General features: G+C 68.9%; 14 protein-coding genes and 1 pseudogene. 7 read left to right on the top strand and 8 right to left on the bottom strand.

Annotation, left to right across the window (positions count from 1 at the left end; all coding sequences use genetic code 11):
* Positions 1–3 precede the first annotated feature (3 nt).
* The 3 genes from R2B38_RS50230 to R2B38_RS50220 all read right to left on the bottom strand — a co-directional run bounded on the left by R2B38_RS50230 (position 4) and on the right by R2B38_RS50220 (position 3,012).
* Complete coding sequence (locus R2B38_RS50230) at positions 4–816, bottom strand: fumarylacetoacetate hydrolase family protein (protein WP_318022886.1); 813 nt, start codon at positions 814–816, stop codon at positions 4–6.
* Complete coding sequence (locus R2B38_RS50225) at positions 813–1,901, bottom strand: cupin domain-containing protein (RefSeq protein WP_318022885.1); 1,089 nt, start codon at positions 1,899–1,901, stop codon at positions 813–815. The genes R2B38_RS50230 and R2B38_RS50225 overlap by 4 nt, the downstream gene beginning before the upstream one ends.
* 310 nt (positions 1,902–2,211) lie before the next feature.
* Positions 2,212–3,012 (bottom strand): PaaX family transcriptional regulator C-terminal domain-containing protein, encoded by an 801-nt coding sequence (locus R2B38_RS50220; protein ID WP_318022884.1) that lies wholly within the window; start codon positions 3,010–3,012, stop codon positions 2,212–2,214.
* 423 nt (positions 3,013–3,435) lie between these two features.
* On the opposite strand from R2B38_RS50220, the gene R2B38_RS50215 reads away from it, so the two are divergent.
* Both R2B38_RS50215 and R2B38_RS50210 read left to right on the top strand, forming a co-directional pair.
* Positions 3,436–4,884 carry an aldehyde dehydrogenase family protein gene (locus tag R2B38_RS50215; RefSeq protein ID WP_318022883.1) on the top strand — a complete coding sequence of 483 codons (1,449 nt, stop codon included), beginning with the start codon at positions 3,436–3,438 and terminating at the stop codon, positions 4,882–4,884.
* Positions 4,885–5,060: 176 nt separating this feature from the next.
* Positions 5,061–6,167, top strand: coding sequence for an NAD(P)-dependent alcohol dehydrogenase (locus tag R2B38_RS50210; protein ID WP_318022882.1), 1,107 nt, complete (start codon positions 5,061–5,063; stop codon positions 6,165–6,167).
* 78 nt (positions 6,168–6,245) lie between these two features.
* On the opposite strand, the gene R2B38_RS50205 is transcribed toward R2B38_RS50210, so the two are convergent.
* Positions 6,246–6,713 (bottom strand): MarR family transcriptional regulator, encoded by a 468-nt coding sequence (locus R2B38_RS50205; protein WP_318022881.1) that lies wholly within the window; start codon positions 6,711–6,713, stop codon positions 6,246–6,248.
* Positions 6,714–6,818: 105 nt separating this feature from the next.
* On the opposite strand from R2B38_RS50205, the gene R2B38_RS50200 reads away from it, so the two are divergent.
* From R2B38_RS50200 to R2B38_RS50185, 4 genes are all read left to right on the top strand, one after another.
* Entirely contained in the window at positions 6,819–7,448 is a 630-nt protein-coding gene (locus R2B38_RS50200) for an NADPH-dependent F420 reductase (protein WP_318022880.1), read from the top strand.
* A 9-nt stretch (positions 7,449–7,457) separates the two neighbouring features.
* Positions 7,458–8,639, top strand: a complete 1,182-nt coding sequence (locus R2B38_RS50195; protein ID WP_318022879.1) for a luciferase family protein — start codon at positions 7,458–7,460, stop codon at positions 8,637–8,639.
* A gap of 125 nt (positions 8,640–8,764) precedes the next feature.
* The gene (locus R2B38_RS50190; protein WP_317881784.1) at positions 8,765–9,370 is read left to right on the top strand and encodes an ester cyclase; all 606 of its coding nucleotides are present in this window, start codon (positions 8,765–8,767) and stop codon (positions 9,368–9,370) included.
* Between the two features lie 363 nt (positions 9,371–9,733).
* Positions 9,734–11,338 (top strand): GMC family oxidoreductase, encoded by a 1,605-nt coding sequence (locus tag R2B38_RS50185; protein WP_317881783.1) that lies wholly within the window; start codon positions 9,734–9,736, stop codon positions 11,336–11,338.
* A 124-nt stretch (positions 11,339–11,462) separates the two neighbouring features.
* Here the strand turns inward: R2B38_RS50185 and R2B38_RS50180 are convergent, their stop codons facing one another.
* From R2B38_RS50180 to R2B38_RS50170, 3 genes and pseudogenes are all read right to left on the bottom strand, one after another.
* Positions 11,463–12,398 (bottom strand): catalase family peroxidase, encoded by a 936-nt coding sequence (locus R2B38_RS50180; RefSeq protein WP_318022878.1) that lies wholly within the window; start codon positions 12,396–12,398, stop codon positions 11,463–11,465.
* Positions 12,399–12,433: 35 nt separating this feature from the next.
* The gene (locus R2B38_RS50175; RefSeq protein WP_318022877.1) at positions 12,434–12,889 is read right to left on the bottom strand and encodes a hypothetical protein; all 456 of its coding nucleotides are present in this window, start codon (positions 12,887–12,889) and stop codon (positions 12,434–12,436) included.
* A gap of 25 nt (positions 12,890–12,914) precedes the next feature.
* Positions 12,915–13,253, bottom strand: a pseudogene (locus tag R2B38_RS50170) (hypothetical protein); the annotation flags it as partial.
* A gap of 177 nt (positions 13,254–13,430) precedes the next feature.
* On the opposite strand from R2B38_RS50170, the gene R2B38_RS50165 reads away from it, so the two are divergent.
* Entirely contained in the window at positions 13,431–15,752 is a 2,322-nt protein-coding gene (locus tag R2B38_RS50165) for an ATP-binding protein (protein WP_318022876.1), read from the top strand.
* Between the two features lie 99 nt (positions 15,753–15,851).
* Here the strand turns inward: R2B38_RS50165 and R2B38_RS50160 are convergent, their stop codons facing one another.
* Complete coding sequence (locus R2B38_RS50160) at positions 15,852–17,708, bottom strand: pectinesterase family protein (RefSeq protein ID WP_318022875.1); 1,857 nt, start codon at positions 17,706–17,708, stop codon at positions 15,852–15,854.
* Between the last annotated feature and the right edge of the window lie 40 nt (positions 17,709–17,748).

Below are 17,748 nucleotides of genomic sequence, written 5' to 3'. Positions count from 1 at the left end.
GTGTCACTGCTCCTTGACCAGGGTGTTGCTCAGCTCGCCGACACCCTCGATCCGGGTGACGAGCTTGGAGCCCTCGGCGAGGTAGCGGGCAGGCTTGCGTGCGTGTCCGACGCCGCCTGGGGTGCCGGTGGCGATGATGTCGCCGGGGACGAGGGTGATGATCTGCGAGATGTACGAGACGAGCGCGGCGGCGTCGAAGACCAGGTCGGCGGTGTCGGCCCGTTGCACGGTCTCGCCGTCGACCTCGCAGGAGATCTCGCCGGGCTCGGCGTCGGTCACCAGCCACGGACCGACCGGAGTGGAGCGCTCGAAGGTCTTTCCCTGCAGCCACTCCACCGAGCGGTACTGGAAGTCGCGGGCGGTGACGTCGTTGACGACGGTGTAGCCGGCGATCGCGGCCGCGGCCTGTTCACGGTCGGCGTGGCGCACCTCGGCCCCCACGACGACACCCAACTCGGCCTCCCAGTCGACCTGTTCGGATCCGGCGGGCAGCACGACCGGGTCGTACGCGCCGACCAGGGCGCGGGCGAACTTGGCGAACAGCGCCGGATACCGCGGCAGTTCGCGGCCCATCTCCAGGATGTGGGTGCGGTAGTTCAGCCCCACGCAGAAGATCTTCTCCGGGTTGGGGACCAGAGGCGCGTAGTCGAGACCGGCCGGGTCGTGCCGGGGCCCGTCGGCGGTCTGTGCCGCGTTCCGCCAGTCGGGCCGGGCGAGGAAGGCGCCGAGGTCGACGGCACCGAGTTCGGCTGCGGCGTCCTCGTCGACACGGACGGCGGCGGTGCCGGAGGCCGTGCGGATGGTGGCGAGTTTCACGGGGCGACAGCCTCTCGGGAGGTACGGGCGAGGCCGAGGGCCTCGAAAACGGGATCGTCGGAGAACCGGAAGGCGTCGAGACCAGTGTCGGTCCGGAAGGAGAGGCCCGCCCAGGAGGGCGCCGCGAACAGGTCGCCCTTGCCCACCTCGTAGGTGTCGTCGCCGACGGTGACGGTGCCGGAGCCCTCGAAGACCTGCCACACCGACGAGCCGGCCGTACGAGTAAGGGCCGTGCGGGCACCGGAGCGCAGTCGGTGCATCTCGCAGCGCATCGTGGACAGGCAGTCACCGGCGGTGGCCGGGTTGGTGAAGCGGACCACGGCGTGGCCGGGCTCGACGACGCCGGGATGCCCTTCGTCCTCCAGCTCCAGCTGTGCGGCGAGGGCGGCGTCGGTGTGTTCCCACCGGTAGGCCATCAACGGCGACGCCTTGGGAGCGGGAGCTCCTACGGGAGTGAGGCCCGGGTGCCCCCACAGCCGCTCGTTGCGCGAACTGTCGGGGGTGGCGCGGGTGGAAAGCTCGTCGGGGCCGAACTCGAAGAAACCGGCGTCTATCTGGCGCACTAGCGGGATGTCCAGGCCGTCGATCCACGCCATGGGGCTGTCGGAGGTGTTGTGGTGCTCGTGGAAGTGCATGCCGGGGGTGAGCAGCAGATCACCGCGTCGCATGGCGACCGGGTCGCCCTCCACATTGGTCCACACGCCCTCGCCGTCCACCACGAAGCGGAACGCCGTCTGCGTGTGCCGGTGCGCGGGGGCCTCCTCGTGCGGGCCGAGGTACTGGATCGCGGCCCACAGGGTCGGTGTGGCGTAGGGCGTGCCGGGCAACCCCGGGTTGGCCAGGGCGATCGCGCGGCGCTCGCCGCCACGGCCGACGGGAACGAGCTCACCGGCACGCTCGGCCAGCGGCAGCAGGGTCGACCAGCGCCAGAGCATGGGCACCGCGTCGGGGCGGGGGCTGGTGGGCATCAGCCCGCCGATCTGGGTCCACAGCGGAGTCATGTGGGCTTCGGCGAAGCGGGCGTACAGATCGTCGAGCTGAGCCTTCTCTTCCTCGGTGATCTCCGGGAGCTGGGCTGTCGTCATGCGATCGTCGCCTCCTTACGAGAGGTGCGAGAGGTACGAGAGTCATGGGTCGCCGCAGCGGTCAGGGCCGTGTGCGGGCGGAGCGCAGGACCGGCGTCGAGCGGGGTGCGGCGATCCCGGTCACGGCGTCGCGAAGGGCCGGGAGTGCCGCACTGGCGCTGAGGCATGGGCGTCACGCTCCTTGCCGTCCGGGCCTCGTCGTGGCGACGTAACGTGACCGCCATGACGAGGTAACGCCAACGTACGACAAAAATGCGACGGTCGTCTAGAGGTTGAAACTAATCGAGGTGCTGAACCTGCGCGGCGCAGGTCAGGCCCCGCTGATCAACTCGTCTATGTACGTCTCGGCGGGATGCCGAAGAAGTCCGTGCGCCTCAAGGAACACGTCGTGGGCCAGGCGCCCGTGCCAGCCGGTCGGCAGGAGTTCGGGCGGCAGGTCCGGGTCCCGGAACGGGAAGAGCCGGTAGTCGTGGATCAGCTGCATGCGTTCCGTCAGGGCCGCCGGCCCGTGAAGCGCCCCGGCCCGGTACTCGGTGAGCCGCGGGCGGTAGATCTCCAGGAGTTCGGCGTAGTCGCGGTTCAGTTTCTCCAGTTCCCAGGCGCGTCCGGCGATGTCCCGGTCGGCCTCCAGGCCCTTCGATCGGGAGCGGAACGTGTCCAGCTGTACGGCGGGGGTGTCGGCAAAGGCGCGCAGGACGTGGTCGGTCCGGTCGTGCGGGCTGAGCCAGATCGCCGAGGAGAGGGGGCCGAAGCCGAACCAGGCGAGCTTCTTGCGCAGTTGCTCCCGCAGGGTGCGCTCGGTCTCCGGGACCGAATAGACGATCATGTGCCATTGGCCGTCCCAGGGGCCGCGGGCCCGCTGGAAGATCCGGGCGCGCCCCTCGTCGAGCAGTTCCCATGCCGTGTCGGTGAGCGCGTAGACGGTTTCTCGCCCCTCGCGCCTGCTGTCCAGCCACCCCTCTTTGCGCATCCGGGTCGCTGTCACGCGGACCGTCGCCTCGGGGACGTCGAAGCACTCCATCAGCGCGATGAGCGCACGCAGTCGGACCTCGCCACCTCGGTAGCGCAGATAGTCGCCGAACAGGTCGAACACCAACGACCGTGCCTTCATGCGTATGACCTCCTGCCGACTTGATCCGGTCACGACCTGTGGGGTGGCGTGTGGTTCGCGCACGGCCGTGATCACCCTGCCACAACGCGTGGACAGGCCTCCATGATGCGACTATCAGCGTCCTCCAAATGACTCATCCTGAAAACGAGCGGCGTAATATTGACACTTGAGATGTGGGTCACGATGATGACTGCAGACCTGGTGAGCTCCGCCCGTCCGCAAGTTCGGCTCCCGAGTCCGAACGGTCGGCACAGGGCCGGATCTCCGAGCCGCGAGTTCGGAGGAAGCAACGAAGCCGGCTCGGAGCCGTACTGAGCCGCATTCCCCGACGCTCCATGCTCCGCATCCACCCCCTCCCCGTGCGGGGCAGCCAGTGGCCGTCGGCAGCAGAGCCGTCAGACAGCATCTGAAGGGACTCAGATCATGACCGCGACCCCCATTCCACGGGTAGGCCACCTGATCGACGGAGAGATGACCCCCGTCGGCGACCTGCGTGACGTCCACGATCCCGGGCGCCTCCAGGACGTCGTGGCGCAGGTGGCCGTGGGCACCGTCGACGACGTCGACCGTGCCGTCCGGGCGGCCCACGTCGCCTATGCCACCTGGCGGCAGACCCCGGCGAGCGAGCGCGCGGCCCTGCTGATGGCCGCGGGTGACCTGCTCACCACCCACTCCGGGGAACTCGCTCCCCTTCTGGTGCGGGAGCACGGCGGTGTGCTGTGGGAGGCCCAGACCGACTTCGCGCTGGGCACCGGAGTGCTCCAGCACACGGCGAGTCTGGTCGAGGACTTCTTCCGCCCGGTGCAGTACGACGACGAACAGAGCTTCATCAGCGTGGAGAAGGTGCCGCGCGGTGTCGTGGCGGCGGTCGTCCCGTGGAACATGCCGGTCGTCCTGACGATGATGAAGCTGGCGCCGGCGCTGGCGACGGGGAACACGGTCGTGCTCAAGCCCTCGCCCTTCGCCCCCGCCGCACTGACTCTCCTCCTCCAGCGGGTCGCCGAGCTCTTCCCGCCGGGCGTGATCAACGTGGTCCACGGTGAGGGCGACGTCGGCGCCGCCCTCACCGGACACCCGCTGGTCCGCAAGGTCGGCTTCACCGGGGGGACACTCACCGCGCAGAAGGTCATCCACGCGACCGCGGACACCATCAAGAACGTCACCCTGGAGCTGGGCGGAAACGATCCGGCGATCGTCCTGGACGACGTGGACGTCGACGCCGCGCTGGAGCGCATGCTCAAGGGCGTCTACACGAGGTCCGGGCAGATCTGCTTCGCGGTCAAGCGGATCTATGTCCCCCGTGGCCTCTACCAGCGATTCGCCGATGCGTTCTGCGAGCGGGTGGACGAGTATGCCGTCGGTCACGGGCTCGACCCGGCCACGAGCTTCGGGCCGTTGAACAACGAGGCCCAGCACAAGAAGGTCACCGACCTCCTGGACAGGACCAGGAACTCCACCGCGCGGCTCGTGGAACTGGGTCGCAAGGTCGACGCAGACTCGTGGAACGACGGCTACTACGTCCTGCCCCACGTCGTCCTGGACGTCGAGCACGAGGCCCCCGTCTCCTGCGAGGAACAGTTCGGGCCGGTCGTCCCCCTCATCGCCTACGACGACGAGGAGCAGGCGGTGCGCTGGGCCAACGACAGCGCCTACGGCCTCGGTTCGTCGGTATGGACCACGGACCCGGACCGCGGCCTTGCCCTGGCCCGCCGGATCGAGGCCGGCAGCACCTTCATCAACACGCACTCCTTCGAGTCGCTCGATCTGCGCATGCCGTTCGGCGGAATCAAGGAGAGCGGCATCGGGCGTGAGTTCGGTACGGCGGGCATGTCGGAGTACGTCGAGGACCACGCCATCCGCCGTCTGAAGTAGTCCGACGTCCGGCCTCCCGCGCGGAAGGCCAGGCATTGGCGCAGTCTCGCGGCACCCGCTGTATCCGCCGGTGGTGCCGTCCACAGAAGATCACCTGTCGGAACCCGCCCGGCCTCGCCCTTCCGCGACGACGGGCCGGGTGTTCGGCCCCGCACACAGCTTGGAGTCCGATCACCATGACCACGATCACCGCCGCCGTCGCGCGGGTGCACAAGGCACCTCTGACCCTCGAACAGCTTCAACTCGACGACATCCGGGACAACGAAGTGCGGGTCAGGATGGTGGCCACCGGTGTGTGTCACACCGACTTCATCGTCCGCGACGGCGTCTACCCCACTCCGCTCCCGGCGGTGCTCGGCCACGAGGGCGCCGGTATCGTCGAGGCGGTCGGGAAGACGGTCACCCGGGTCAAGGCCGGCGACCACGTGGTGATGTCCGCCGCCTACTGCACCCACTGCACGGAGTGCCTGGCCGGCCAGATGGCCTACTGCGAGAACCTGTTCACCCAGGACTTCGGCGGCCGTCGTGACGACGGCTCGACCGCGCTGTCCGCCCAGGACGGTACGGTCGTCTCCTCGCACTTCTTCGGCCAGTCCGCGTTCAGCACGCACGCCAACGTCGTCGAGAGCAGTGTCATCCAGGTCGATCCGGCCGCGCCGCTGGAGACGTTGGCGCCGCTCGGCTGCGGTATGCAGACCGGCGCAGGGTCCGTCCTCAACGAACTCCGTCCGCCGGCCGGATCGTCCTTCGCGGTCTCCGGCGCCGGCGCGGTGGGCCTGGCCGCGATCATGGCGGCCCGTGTCGCCGGCTGCACCACGATCGTCGCGATCGACCTCCACGACTCCCGCCTCGAACTGGCGAAGGAGCTCGGCGCCACCCACACGATCAACGGCCGCAGTGCTGATGTCGCCGACGAATTGATGCGGATCACGGGCGGCAGGGGCGTCTACAACATCCTCGACACCACGGGCATCCCGGGAGTGCTGGCTCCGCTGGTCGGCGCACTGTCCATCCGGGGGACTCTGGCCCTGGTGGGAGCAGCGGCTCCTGGCACTGAGGCGCCGTTCGAGATCGGGCAGTCCCTGGTGAAGGGGTGGACGTTCAAGACCATCGTCCAAGGGAGTTCCGTACCCCAGCTGTTCATCCCGCGCCTGGTCGAGCTGTACGAGCAGGGGCGCTTCCCCCTAGACAAGCTCATCCAGCACTACAAGTTCGACGACATCAACACCGCTTTCGCGGACTCCGAGTCAGGTGTCACCGTCAAGCCGGTGGTCGTCTTCTGACCTTTGGAAACCGCCTGCCCGGTCGGCCGGGGCATGACGCACGTGAACGTCAGGTTCCCGGTGTCCCGGCGCGCCGCGTCATGGCCGCCGGGGCAGCCCCGACGCCGCCTCCCGGACGTGGTCCAGTGCTGTGTCCAGCACGGCCAGGTCCTGTGGGGTGAAGCCGTCGAAGACTTTTCGCAGGTTCCGGGCGTGCACGACGGCCGCTCGGTCGAGCGCGTCGCGCCCGGTGGCGGTGATGCCCGCGTAGGAGACGCGCCGGTCGGTGGGGCACGGGCGCCGCTCGACGTATCCCGCAATCTGCATGCGGTCCACGAGGCGGGTCACGCCACTCGTGGTGAGGGCGATCTGGTCGGCCAGGGAACTCATCGTGAGCTGTTCCCCCTCCGAGCGGGCCAGCCGGATGAGCACCTCGAACCAGACGTGTGGGAGCCCCGTCTCGGACTCCATGGCCGACCCGAGCCACTGCTCCAGTCGGCTGTACGCCTCGGCCAGGCGGCCGAACGTGGTGATCAGAGGGTCGTCGATGGGGGTCGCGGAAGGCATGTTGACAATCCTACCCGGTAAAAGGTTGTTGAGTCAGATATTGCGTCATCAAACATCGATGGTTACTGTGTCAATATCTGACTAGTCAACGAACTGGAGGCTGTCATGCATGTCGCGATCATCGGAGCGGGCAACGTGGGCTCCGCTCTCAGCAGGGCCGCGGTAACCGCCGGACACACGGTGTCCGTCTCGGCGACCAGCCCGGAGAAGGCCGCTGCGGTAGCGGCCGAAACGGGAGCGCGTCCCGCGGCGAACAACGCGGACGCCGTGACCGGCGCCGACCTCGTGGTGCTGGCCGTACCCGGTAGCGCGGTGACCTCCGTCGCGGACGAACTGGCGCCGGCGGTGAGTGGCAAGATTGTCGTCGATGCCACCAACCCGCTGAACGCGACCTTCACCGACCTCGACATCGAGGAGACCGCGGCCGCGCAGACCCTCCAACGGCACCTGCCGAACACGCCCGTGGTGAAGGCCTTCAACACCGTCTTCGCCGGACGCCTCGGCAACCCCGTCGAGCAGGGCGTTCCGTTGCACCTCTTCTACGCCGGGGACGATGCCGACGCGAAGAAGAACGTCGCGGAGTTCGCATCCTCGCTCGGCTTCGCGTCGATCGACGCGGGTGGGCTGCGCATGGCCCGCGCGCTGGAGGAGATGGCCTTCCTGAACATCTCGCTCAACGCGACCCAGGGCTGGGCGTGGCAGTCCGGGTGGGCACTGCTCGGCCCGACCGGCTGAGGGGAGTCCATGATGACCACGGACGCCGACATATCGAACTCCCCGTTCGGGGCGCCGGTCGCGGTGACCCGGGGCGACGCGGTGACTCCGCTCGTCGTACTGCTGCACGGCCGCGGCTCGCGCGAGACCGAGATCATGGCGCTCGCCGACGCGCTGCCACCTGAGCTGTCGTACGCCGCCGTACGCGCACCCCTCGCGGAGGGGCCCGGGTTCGCCTGGTTCGCCAACCGCGGTATCGGACGCCCGGTCCCGGAGTCCCTGCGAGCGTCCATGAACTGGTTCAACGCCTGGCTCGACGGGATCGCCCCACCCGGTCGTCCCGTTCTGCTCGTCGGCTTCAGCGGCGGCGCCGCGTTCGCGGGCGGGCTGGTCCTGGACAACCCGGAGCGCTTCGCCGGAGCGGCGATCCTCTACGGCACGTTGCCGTTCGACGCAGGGGTGCCCACGGTGACCGCGCGACTCGCCGGAGTGCCGGTGTTCGTCGCCCAGGGCGAGCACGACCGTGTCATCCCGCGTGAACTGCTCGACCGCACCTGGCGTTACCTGACCGAGGAGTCCGGGGCGCCGACGATCGCCCGCCGGGACCCCGTGGGACACGGCATCGCCACCAGCGCGTTGGCGGAACTCGCGGGCTGGCTCGGGGAGCGTGCTGACTACATAGCCCGTCATGGATTTCCCGGCAGAGAGCCGGCGCGCTGGCCGGCTCTCCCCGAGGGGCTTCCCGACCGCGCCGGGCCGAGGCCGCGCGTCAGCGTGGCAATTCCCCAGCAGCAGTTGACCGACAACTCGCAACCGGAACTGCAGGAGAAGTTGTTCGCCCGGCTGAGCGCGCTCGTCGGCGTCGACACCGACCAGTCGGCGATATCCGTGCCGGGTGCGCGAGGCTTCATGCTCACGCAGGCCCTCACCACCGGTCCTGCGGAGGCATTCCTCGTGCCAATGGCCAGGGAGTTCGCTCACCTGCACCCCGGACACGACGGCTCGCTCCACATCGCGCTGCCGGTCGGCCTGGCGGCCGACGCGATCCGGCACGGCTGGGCCGTGGCTCATCCGCTCGCCGGGATCAGGCTCACTCCGGGCATGGTGCTGGTCTACGGGCCCCGCGACGAGCGCGAACTCGACGTCGTCACCGCGATCGTGAGCACCAGTCACGCCTGGGCCGCGGGGAAGTTCACCCCGGCCGCCGCCTAGCAGAGCGTCGGGGATTCCCGCACACACCCACATTCCGGCCGGGCCGTCACGGCCCGGGTCCTGCCTCCGGAGGTTCACCGTCAGCGCTCGTCACGAGCGCTCATCACGAGAATTGAGGACTCACCATGGAGCGTCGTTCCATGCTCAAGGGTGGAGCCGCCGCCGCGTTCGGTGCGCTCGCCATCACCGCTGTGACGAGCGGGGAAAGTCTGGCGCAGGCTGCCACGCAGTACCCGGGTCTGCTCCCGGACCCGGCCACCACGCCAGTGCCGAACCCGCCTTACCCCCACAACCTGACCCGTGCCGAGCGGAAGCACCTGGAGACCTTCGACGAGCTGGACTTCGAGGTGTTCACCCACGCCGACTGGGCACGCCTGGGCGAGAGCCACGCGCAGAACATCCGCGTGCACTGGCCCGACGGGCACTACACCGACGGCATTGACAAGCACATCGAGGACCTCGCCGCCCTGTTCGTGTGGGGGCCCGACACACGGATTCTGTCGCACCCCCTGCGGGTCGCGAAGAACGAACTGACCTGTGTCACCGGCGTGATGGAGGGCACCTTCACCCGCCCCATGCCCGACGGGAACGGCGGCTTCATTCAGCCGACCGGCAAGAAGTACGCCATCAACATGGCCACGGTCGGCATCTGGAACCGCCGAGGAACCATGGACGAGGAGTTCCTGTTCTGGGACAACCAGGCCTTCTATGGGCAGATCGGCCTCGGCTGAGCCGATGAGCGCGAGTCGGCCCGGGATCGACTGGGTCGGCCTCAACCGCAACGCGTAGTTGGTGGCGGGCCGTGGTGAGGATGCCGACTTCGGCTCCGAGAACCTCGACCGGCCGCCGGTCCGATTGCGGACTCGTCGCGAGGGTGCGGACGGACCCGAACGGCGAGGAAATCAGCGAAAAGACATACCGTCACATTCTTCCTGACATCGAATCGATGTGTGCGTGGCTCCGGTCAGACCGTCCGGAGCCACGCGCTGCAATCGGCGGCGGGCGAACCGCCGCTCTCCGAACGCGGTGTCTCCGCCCCATGTCTCCGACTCCCGGAGTCAACGGGTGAGCCCGCAGGCAAGGAGTGGTTGTCCATGTCTCATCCCCACTACGTCATCGTCGGTGCCGGTACGGCCGGCCCCGTCATCGCGGCCCGACTCACCGAGGACCCCACCGTCGACGTCGTCCTCTTGGAGGCCGGCAAGGAGAACACCTACGAGGCCAGCCGCACCCAGGGCGCCTTCTTCGCCCTCCACGGCAGCGAGGCCGACTGGCAGTACGAGACCACTGCCCAGCCGGGCATCGGTGGTCGTTCCATCACCCACCCGCGCGGCAAGGTCGTCGGTGGTTCGTGTGCCCTGAATGTCGGTGCTTGGCTTCGAGGCACCCCCGGTGACTACGACGTCTGGAGCAAGGAGGGTGCTCATGGCTGGGACGGAGCCGAGGCCCTGCGTGCGTACCTGCGCATCGAGGACACGGACCGTGGCCCCTCGCAGTGGCGAGGCTCCGGCGGTCCAATGACCCTTTCCGACCTGCCCTCGCCCACCAGTCTTCCCGACGCCCTGCTGGACGGCTTCACCGAAGCGGGCTACGGGGCACGTGGCGACAGCGCCGGTGCCACCCCCTACGTCGCCGACCGGTTCCAGAGCATCTTCAAGGCCCGTACCCGGCGAACCTCCGCCGATGCCTACCTCGATGAGGAGGTACGCGCCCGTCCCAACCTGCGAATCGTCACCGAGGCGCTGGTCAGCAAAGTCGTTTTCGACGGCGCCCGCGCCACGGGCGTCGTCTACGAGAAGGGTGGCACCGAGCACACCCTCGACGTCGAGCGCGAAGTGATCCTGTGCGCCGGTGTCATCAACACCCCGCAGCTGCTCATGCTTTCCGGCGTCGGCCCCGCCGCGCACCTGCGCGAGCACGGCATCGAGGTCGTCGCGGACCTCCCCGGCGTCGGCGGGAACCTGCACGACCACCCCGTCGCGCCGGTCGTCGCGCTCGCGCCCTCCGGTGTCGGAGGCTCCTATCAGGGAAACCCCCTGTCCGACGAGTCCTTGGCCCAGTGGCGCCTGGACCGCACCGGCCCCACCGCCTTCTTCTCCCAGAATGGAGTCGGCTTCGTCGCCCGCACGCCCGGCTCGCCCGTGCCGGACTACGAACTGCTCTTCGATTACAACCCGGACATCAGCGACGACAGCCCGGTCGCGGGGGCCACCGGTGGCGACCAGCGCAGCGGCTACAAGGTCTGGGCGGTGCTGCTGCATCCCAAGAGCCGTGGCACCCTGCGCCTGGCCTCGGCCGATCCGCATGACAAGCCCGTCATCGATCCGAAGTACCTCAGCCACCCCGACGACCTGCCGGACCTCGTCGACGCGATGCGCCACGCGCAGAAAGTCACCCAGTCCCCGTCGCTGGCTCCGTACACCGAGGCGGTCTATCCCGCGATCGGTGCCCCCGACTCCGAATTCCACGAGGCCATCCTCAAGACCATGTACACCACCTACCACCTCGTCGGGACGGCCCGGATGGGAGACCCGTCCGACGACAGGACCGTGGTCGACCCACAACTGCGGGTGCGCGGTGTCACGGGGCTCCGTGTGGCGGACGCCTCCGTGATCCCCTCGCTGATCAGCGGTCACACCATCGCCCCCAGCATCATGATCGGTGAACGTGCCGTCGAGCTGATCCGCGAGACGAGCTGACCAGGGGCGAAGATGAGTTGTTCGCCGTGACGCGGGTGGATATACCGATCACGCGGGCCGGCCGGGTGGGCGACCTCAGGTCGCCCACCCGGGTGTGTTCATGCTGGCGCTTTCGGCGAGCGGATCACTTTCCGTCGGCGCGGCGTTCGTAGGACACCGAGTAGGCGTGGCTGCGGAAGGACAGCACCGGGTCGTCCGAGAGTTCGATGCCGGGGGTGATGCGGGTGGGGTCGTAGACCTGTGCGGCCCAGTGGTCCTGATCGGCCACCGGCGCGGTGATCTGCAGCCGGCCCGCGACGATCTCGGGGCGGTCGGCGGGCCAGGGTTTCGTCGGGTCGTCGGTGGGGTCGCCGTCCTGACCCAGCTGGACGCGGAGAGTGAACCCGACGGGGCCGTCGACGAGGCGGCGGAGAAGTTCCTCGGCAAGGTATTCGGGGTTCTTGCCCGCTGCCTCTTCCTCGGACAGTTCCTGCAGACCGGTGTCGGGTTCCCAGCGGTACCGGACCGGGCGGCGCCTGCCGTGGGGGTCCACCCAGACGAAGGCGTGGATGGCCCAGTACCGGGCGGTGCCGTAGCTGACAGGGATGGGCATCCGGGCCGCTTCCTGCAGACCGGCGGCGGCCGAGGGGTGGGCCGCGGTGTACGCCTGGACCTTCTTCGGGTCGGGTGCTCCGGTGCCGGGGTCCTTCTCCAGGGCGTCGAGCAGTTCCAGGAACTGCTCCGAGGTGGCGGCGAAGAACACCGGGATGTTGACGGAGACGAGGTCGGTGCTGGTGTCGTCAGGGAGGAAGAAGCGTACGGCCAGACCGCGGCCGGCCCTGATGCCGTCGGGCACCGTCGGGTTGGTGTTGGAGTTGGAGAAGCGCACGACGGCAGGCGTCCGGGCGGACTGGAGGTGGGCCGCGGTGGTGAGGGAGGCGGCTTCGCCGGAGGGGGTGAAAGTGGCGTCGAAACACAGGCCGCGGGCGTGCACGCGCCGGTGGCCGGGGTATGTGCCGCTGACGCGCTCGATGGCGTCGACGGCAGTGATGGCCAGGGGCGTGGGGGTGCGTTCGCTCATGGTGGGAGTGTAGAAAGCGGTGCCTATGCCTTTCGTCAAGACCGGGAGCGGGGTTCGGAGTTGTTCTCGCGGGCCCGGCAGCCGCTGTGGAAGGTGAGAGAGGCGAGATCGTGAAGGTCGGCGTACGCGGGCAGGAGAACATCGCCGAGTGTTCGAGTGACCGGTCGTTGGCTCTGAGCGTGCCGGCCGCCCTTGCGGAGAGCCTTCGCGTACGCGGCTGGGCCGAGGGAGTGGGTGACCGTTTCCTCGGAGGGAGTGTGGTACTCGGCCATCCGCGGGTCGATCGTGGTGATGGCGGTGATGGCGGTGATGGCGGTGCCCGCGTCGCGCCAAAGGGCCTGTGCGGCGCCCATCAGCAAAGCCGCCTGCTTGTGACCACCTTCGGAGGCGCTGGCCCAAGCGAGCAGCTCCAGCATCCTTGCGATCCCGACGTAGTCGTTGAAGTCCTGCATGCTGTTCAGCGCGCCCATGCTCTTCGCCCTGGTCGCCACCTTGTCACCGCATGCCCAAGCGCCCAAGCCCACTGGCGGTGCACGGCGGGCCGGCAATAGGGGATCGGAGAGCGAGCCGGATGTCGGCATAGGGCGTGACGTAGCAGGCGGCGATCAGGTCTGCGCTGTGATCGGCGTGCAGATGCGAGATCCAGAACGTGTCCAACTCGTTCAGCAGAACGTGTTGTTGTGGCTGAGCCGGTGTCCCGCTGCCCGCATCCACCCATACCCGCGTGCTCCCGCCGGGCGCCAGGTGGACGGAACAAGGGTTGTCCACACTCGGGTATGGCGTTGCGCAACCGAGAACCGTAAGGCGGAGGGCTCGCTGGTTATCTGCGGAGTCCGGAGTCCCTGATCCACACATATTGACCATTTCTCGGGGCGCGGCCCAGAGCGGAACCGTGGCCGAGGAAGGGGCAGCCCGCATCTTCGGTTCCTTGCGCGGTCGCGCGTCCGCAAGTTACATCTGTCCCCTTTGCCTGTTCTTGGTATGCCTTGCGTGAATGTTGTGTAACTTTCAACAAGAGATGGTCTGGAGCGGGTGTCCTCAGAGGACGGACAGGCGGACGTGGACGTGAAAGGCATGGTCGTGGAGTCGGGGAATCTGCCCGCGGCGTTCACCAGTTTCGTTGGCCGACGGCACGAGACCGCCGAGATCCGCCGACTGCTGGGTGCGGGGCGGCTGTTGACGCTCACCGGAGTGGGCGGAGTGGGCAAGACACGACTGGCATTGGAGACGGCCCGTACGTTCGGTAAGGCGTTCCCGGACGGGGTGTGGCTGGTGGACCTGGCCTCCGTGCACGACCAGGCGGCGGTGACGGCCGTCGCGGCCGGCTCCTTGCGGATGCCGGACCTCGGTGTCCGGCCCGTCGTAGATCAACTGGCCGCCTATCTCACGCGGCAGCGGGCTCTGTTGATCCTGGACAACTGTGAGCACCTTGTCGACGCCTGCGCCGGGCTGGTCCAGGCGCTTCTGTCGGCCGCGCCGGAGCTGTGCATCCTGGCAACGAGCCGCCACACGCTCGGTGTGACCGGCGAGTACGTCCTCGCCGTACCGCCACTTCCACTGGACGAGGCGGTCGCGCTACTGCGGGACCGGGCCACCGCCGTCCACCCCGAGTTCGCCGTCAGCCCCCCGAACCAGACCGAAGTGGCCCGGCTCTGCGCCGACCTGGACGGATTGCCGTTGGCCATCGAACTGGCCGCGTCCCGGCTGCGGGGCCTCACTGTCGAGCAGCTGACAGAGCGGTTGGAGGACCGGTTGGAAGCCCGGTTCGCGCTGCTCGGCGGGGGCAGCCGGACTGCCCCGCGGCACCAGCGCACCCTGCGCGGGATGATCGACTGGAGCTATGAACTGTGCGTCCCGGCAGAGCAGTTGCTGTGGCGGCGGCTGTCGGTCTTCGTCGGCGGGTTCACGTTGGAGGCGGCCGAGGGTGTCTGCGCGGGGGACGGCATCGACCGGCGCGAGGTGGCGGATCTCCTCGACCGGCTGGTGGCCCAGTCCGTCGTCCTGACCTGTGAGGCGGAGGGTCGGCGCTACCGGCTGCTGGAGATCGTCCGACGGTACGGACGGGAGCGGCTCACGGAATCCGGTGAGGGGCGCGAACTGTGGGTGCGCCACCGGGACTTCTTCCTCGCCCTGGCCGAACGCATCGACCGGCACTGGTACCGGGCGGGCCAGGTGGAGAACCTCGCGCGGTTGCGCGTCGAGCACGCCAACCTGGTCGCCGCCCTGGACTGCGACGAAGACCCCCGGGCCGGGCTGAGGTTGCTCGCGGCGCTGTGCTGGCACTGGTGCGCCGGAGGCTTCCTCAGCGAAGGGCGCCGCATGTTCGAGCGGGCGCTCACGGCCGCACCCGAGCCCACCCCGGAGCGCGCGCAGGCGCTGCTCGCCGCGATCTGGGTCGCGCAGACCCAGGGCGACCTGGCGACGGCCGACCGGTGGCTGGACGAGGCCGACGCATTGGGAGAGTGGCTGGGCGACCCCGCGGTGCGGGTCCAGGTGGCCGGCTTCCGCGGGGTGTCGGCCCACTACCGGGGACGGCCGGCGGAGGCCATCGAACGCTACGCGGAGGCGCTGGCCGCGATGACGGCACTGGGCGACGAACGCCAGTCGGTGTCCTGGCTGATCGCCCTCACCTGCGCCCAGGCCTACGCCGGGGATCCAGGCGTGTCCGAGACCAGCAGCCGGATGATCGCCGCCGCCGAGGCGAGTGGCGAGCGATGGGGGCATGCGCAGGTGCTGATGGCACTGGGGCACGACGCCTGGATCTGCGGCGACCGTGAGAGGACCGAGGCTCTGGCCCGGTCCGCCCTGGAGTACATGCGTGGCTTCGACGACTACGCGATGGTCGCACGGATGCTGGAACTGCTCGCCTGGGCCACCGCCGTCGGCGGCGCGCACGCGCGGGCCGCCGGGTTGTTGGGTGCCGCGGACGTGCTGTGGAGGGACGCCGGCAGTTCCGTCGCCGCGTTCGGGCCGCAGATGACCGCTCACCACGAGCGTTGCGAGCAGACGGTCGTCGCCGCGCTGGGGCAGGCGGCCTACGCGGTGGCGTTCGCGGACGGCGGCGGTCACGGCGGCCCCGGCCGGGCTGTCGCCTTCGCCCTGGCCGACAGGATTGACGCCGACGCTGACATCGATGTCGATACCGCCGATGCCGTGTCCCCGTTGTCGCGCCGGGAGCGGGAGGTGGCCGCGCTGGTGGCCAAAGGTCTGAGCAACCGGCAGATCGCCGCCGAGCTGGTGCTGTCGCCACGCACGGCCGACCGTCATGTCGAGAACATCCTGGCCAAACTCGGCTTCAGATCACGGGCCCGGATCGCGGCCTGGTGGACGGCCGGCCAGGTCTCCACGTCGTAGAAGCAGGGGAGCGATGTGGTGGGGCCCGGATGATCCGGGCCCCACCCTGTCACCGCTGTTGTCCTTCGGCCGGAGTACCGGATTCCGGGATGACCGGCCTCAGGAGACCGGGTCCCATCCGTCGGTGCCGGCCAGGTACTTCTGGGCGGTGTAGTCGGCTGCCTCGGAGTCGGACATCTGCGGCGCGTTCGCGCCCGTACCCGCACCTGGACCGGTGTTCTTGTACTCCTTGAACCGGGCCGACGTCCACGAGTAGTCCGTCGTCATGTCGGTCCAGGGGTGGGCCGCGGTGATGCCCGAGTTCACCGTGGTGTCGCGGACCACCGCCTGGGGGGAGGCGTCCGCCGTGTTGTGCCAGGGTCGGCCCAGGTACATCGTGTTCGCCGGCACGCCGTTGGTGTAGATCGTGCTGCCGGTGATGAGGATGCCGTACTCCTTGCTCTTGTCGGTGTTCGGTGCCAGCACCGTGCCGCCGACCCAGTTGACCATGGCGATGTTGTCCCGGTCGAACACCGCGGTGGCGTTGCCGAAGATGAAGTCGACCGAGCCCTCGATGTAGCTGCCGACGAAGTACTGCCGCTCCTGGGCGGTGGCGACCGGCGACTTGGCGAGGATCGTGTCCTGGCGGCTGATGATCCGGTCCTGGGTGAAGGTCTGCCGGTCACTCTCGGCGGCCAGCGCGACGGCCTGGGTCGAGTACGCGTCGACCTCAGGGTGGTTGGCCGGGGCGAACGTGTTCTGGATGGTGACGTTCGCGACCGTGACGCCGGTCGCCTTGATCGTGGCCACGGCGCTGCCCTCGGTGCCGTACGGCGCGCCCGTCGCGGGGTTGGTCATCCCGTGGGCCCGGTCGGCGGTGATGACGACCTTGGAGGCGTCGGTCGTGTCCCCCTTGATGAACAGGTTGGCCTTGCTCGCCGGGACGGTGATCGCCTCGTGGTAGGTGCCCGGCTCGATGAGGACCGTGTACTGGAGCCCGTCCGAGGGGGCGGCGTCGATAGCGGCCTGCACGGTGTCGTAGTCGCCGGAGCCGTCGGCGGCGACCACTATGGTGTCGTCGTCCGTGAGGTGGCGCCTGCTGGAGTATCCCGGGTAGCCGTTGGCGAGCATCATGACCTGCGCGTAGTCGCGTGCGACGTTCAGCGCCTGCTCGACGATGTCACCGAACCCGTTGCGGAACCAACCCGTCAGCGGGATGGGGGTCTGGTCATTGCCGGCGAGCTGCACCGCGCGGAACCGCTCGCTCAGCGTGCCCCAATTGGTTTCCTGGTCGACGAGGTGGGAGTCGAGCGTGGTGGAGTCGGAGTACGAGTCGTCACTTGTGGAGCCGAACCCGTCCTGGGCGATGGTGTCCTGGATACCGCGGAATCGTGTGGCCTCGGAGATGAACTGGGCGAAGTACACCGCTGCCGCGGCCATCGCCTGGCTGCTGGAGGCCTTCCACAGACTTAGGGCATGGGCCTCGGTCTGGATCCGGCCGAAGACCATGGCCCCACGGTCCAGCGCTCCAGCGAGGTTCTCCAGGCTGCGGTAGTCCGCTCCCGAGGTCAGCTGCTGGGCCTGGGGGTCTGCGACCGGGATCCGTGCCTCGGTGGCCGGACCGATGTAGTGGTAGTGGTTGGTGCTGTCGAACCAGCCCACCAGGTACATGTCGCTGGTCCGGAACCGCAGGCGCAGCTGGTGCCCGTCCTCGGTCACGATGATGGCCTCGGTGTACCCGAGGGCGTTGGGGTTCGTGTGATCGACCAGGTCGGTGGTGCCCGCGACCGTGTTGTCCACGTCCTGTGCCTCGAAGTCCACGTTGGCGCGGATCTGGCTGAGGAACGAGAGGTAGTTGGCGGTGGTCGCGCCGTTGTCGGTGTCGAGCCGGAAGACCGGCGTGGTCTGCGCGGCGGCGGGAGAGGCGGTGACCAGTGCACCGGCCAGGGCTCCGGCAAGGATGGCGGCGGATGTCACGGAGGCGATGAGGGTCCTCAGCCATCTCGGTCGGCCGACG

Source organism: Streptomyces sp. N50, assembly GCF_033335955.1.
GTDB lineage: Bacteria > Actinomycetota > Actinomycetes > Streptomycetales > Streptomycetaceae > Streptomyces.
Note: the sequence above shows the minus strand (reverse complement) of the source record. Positions and strands in the feature narration are given on the sequence as shown.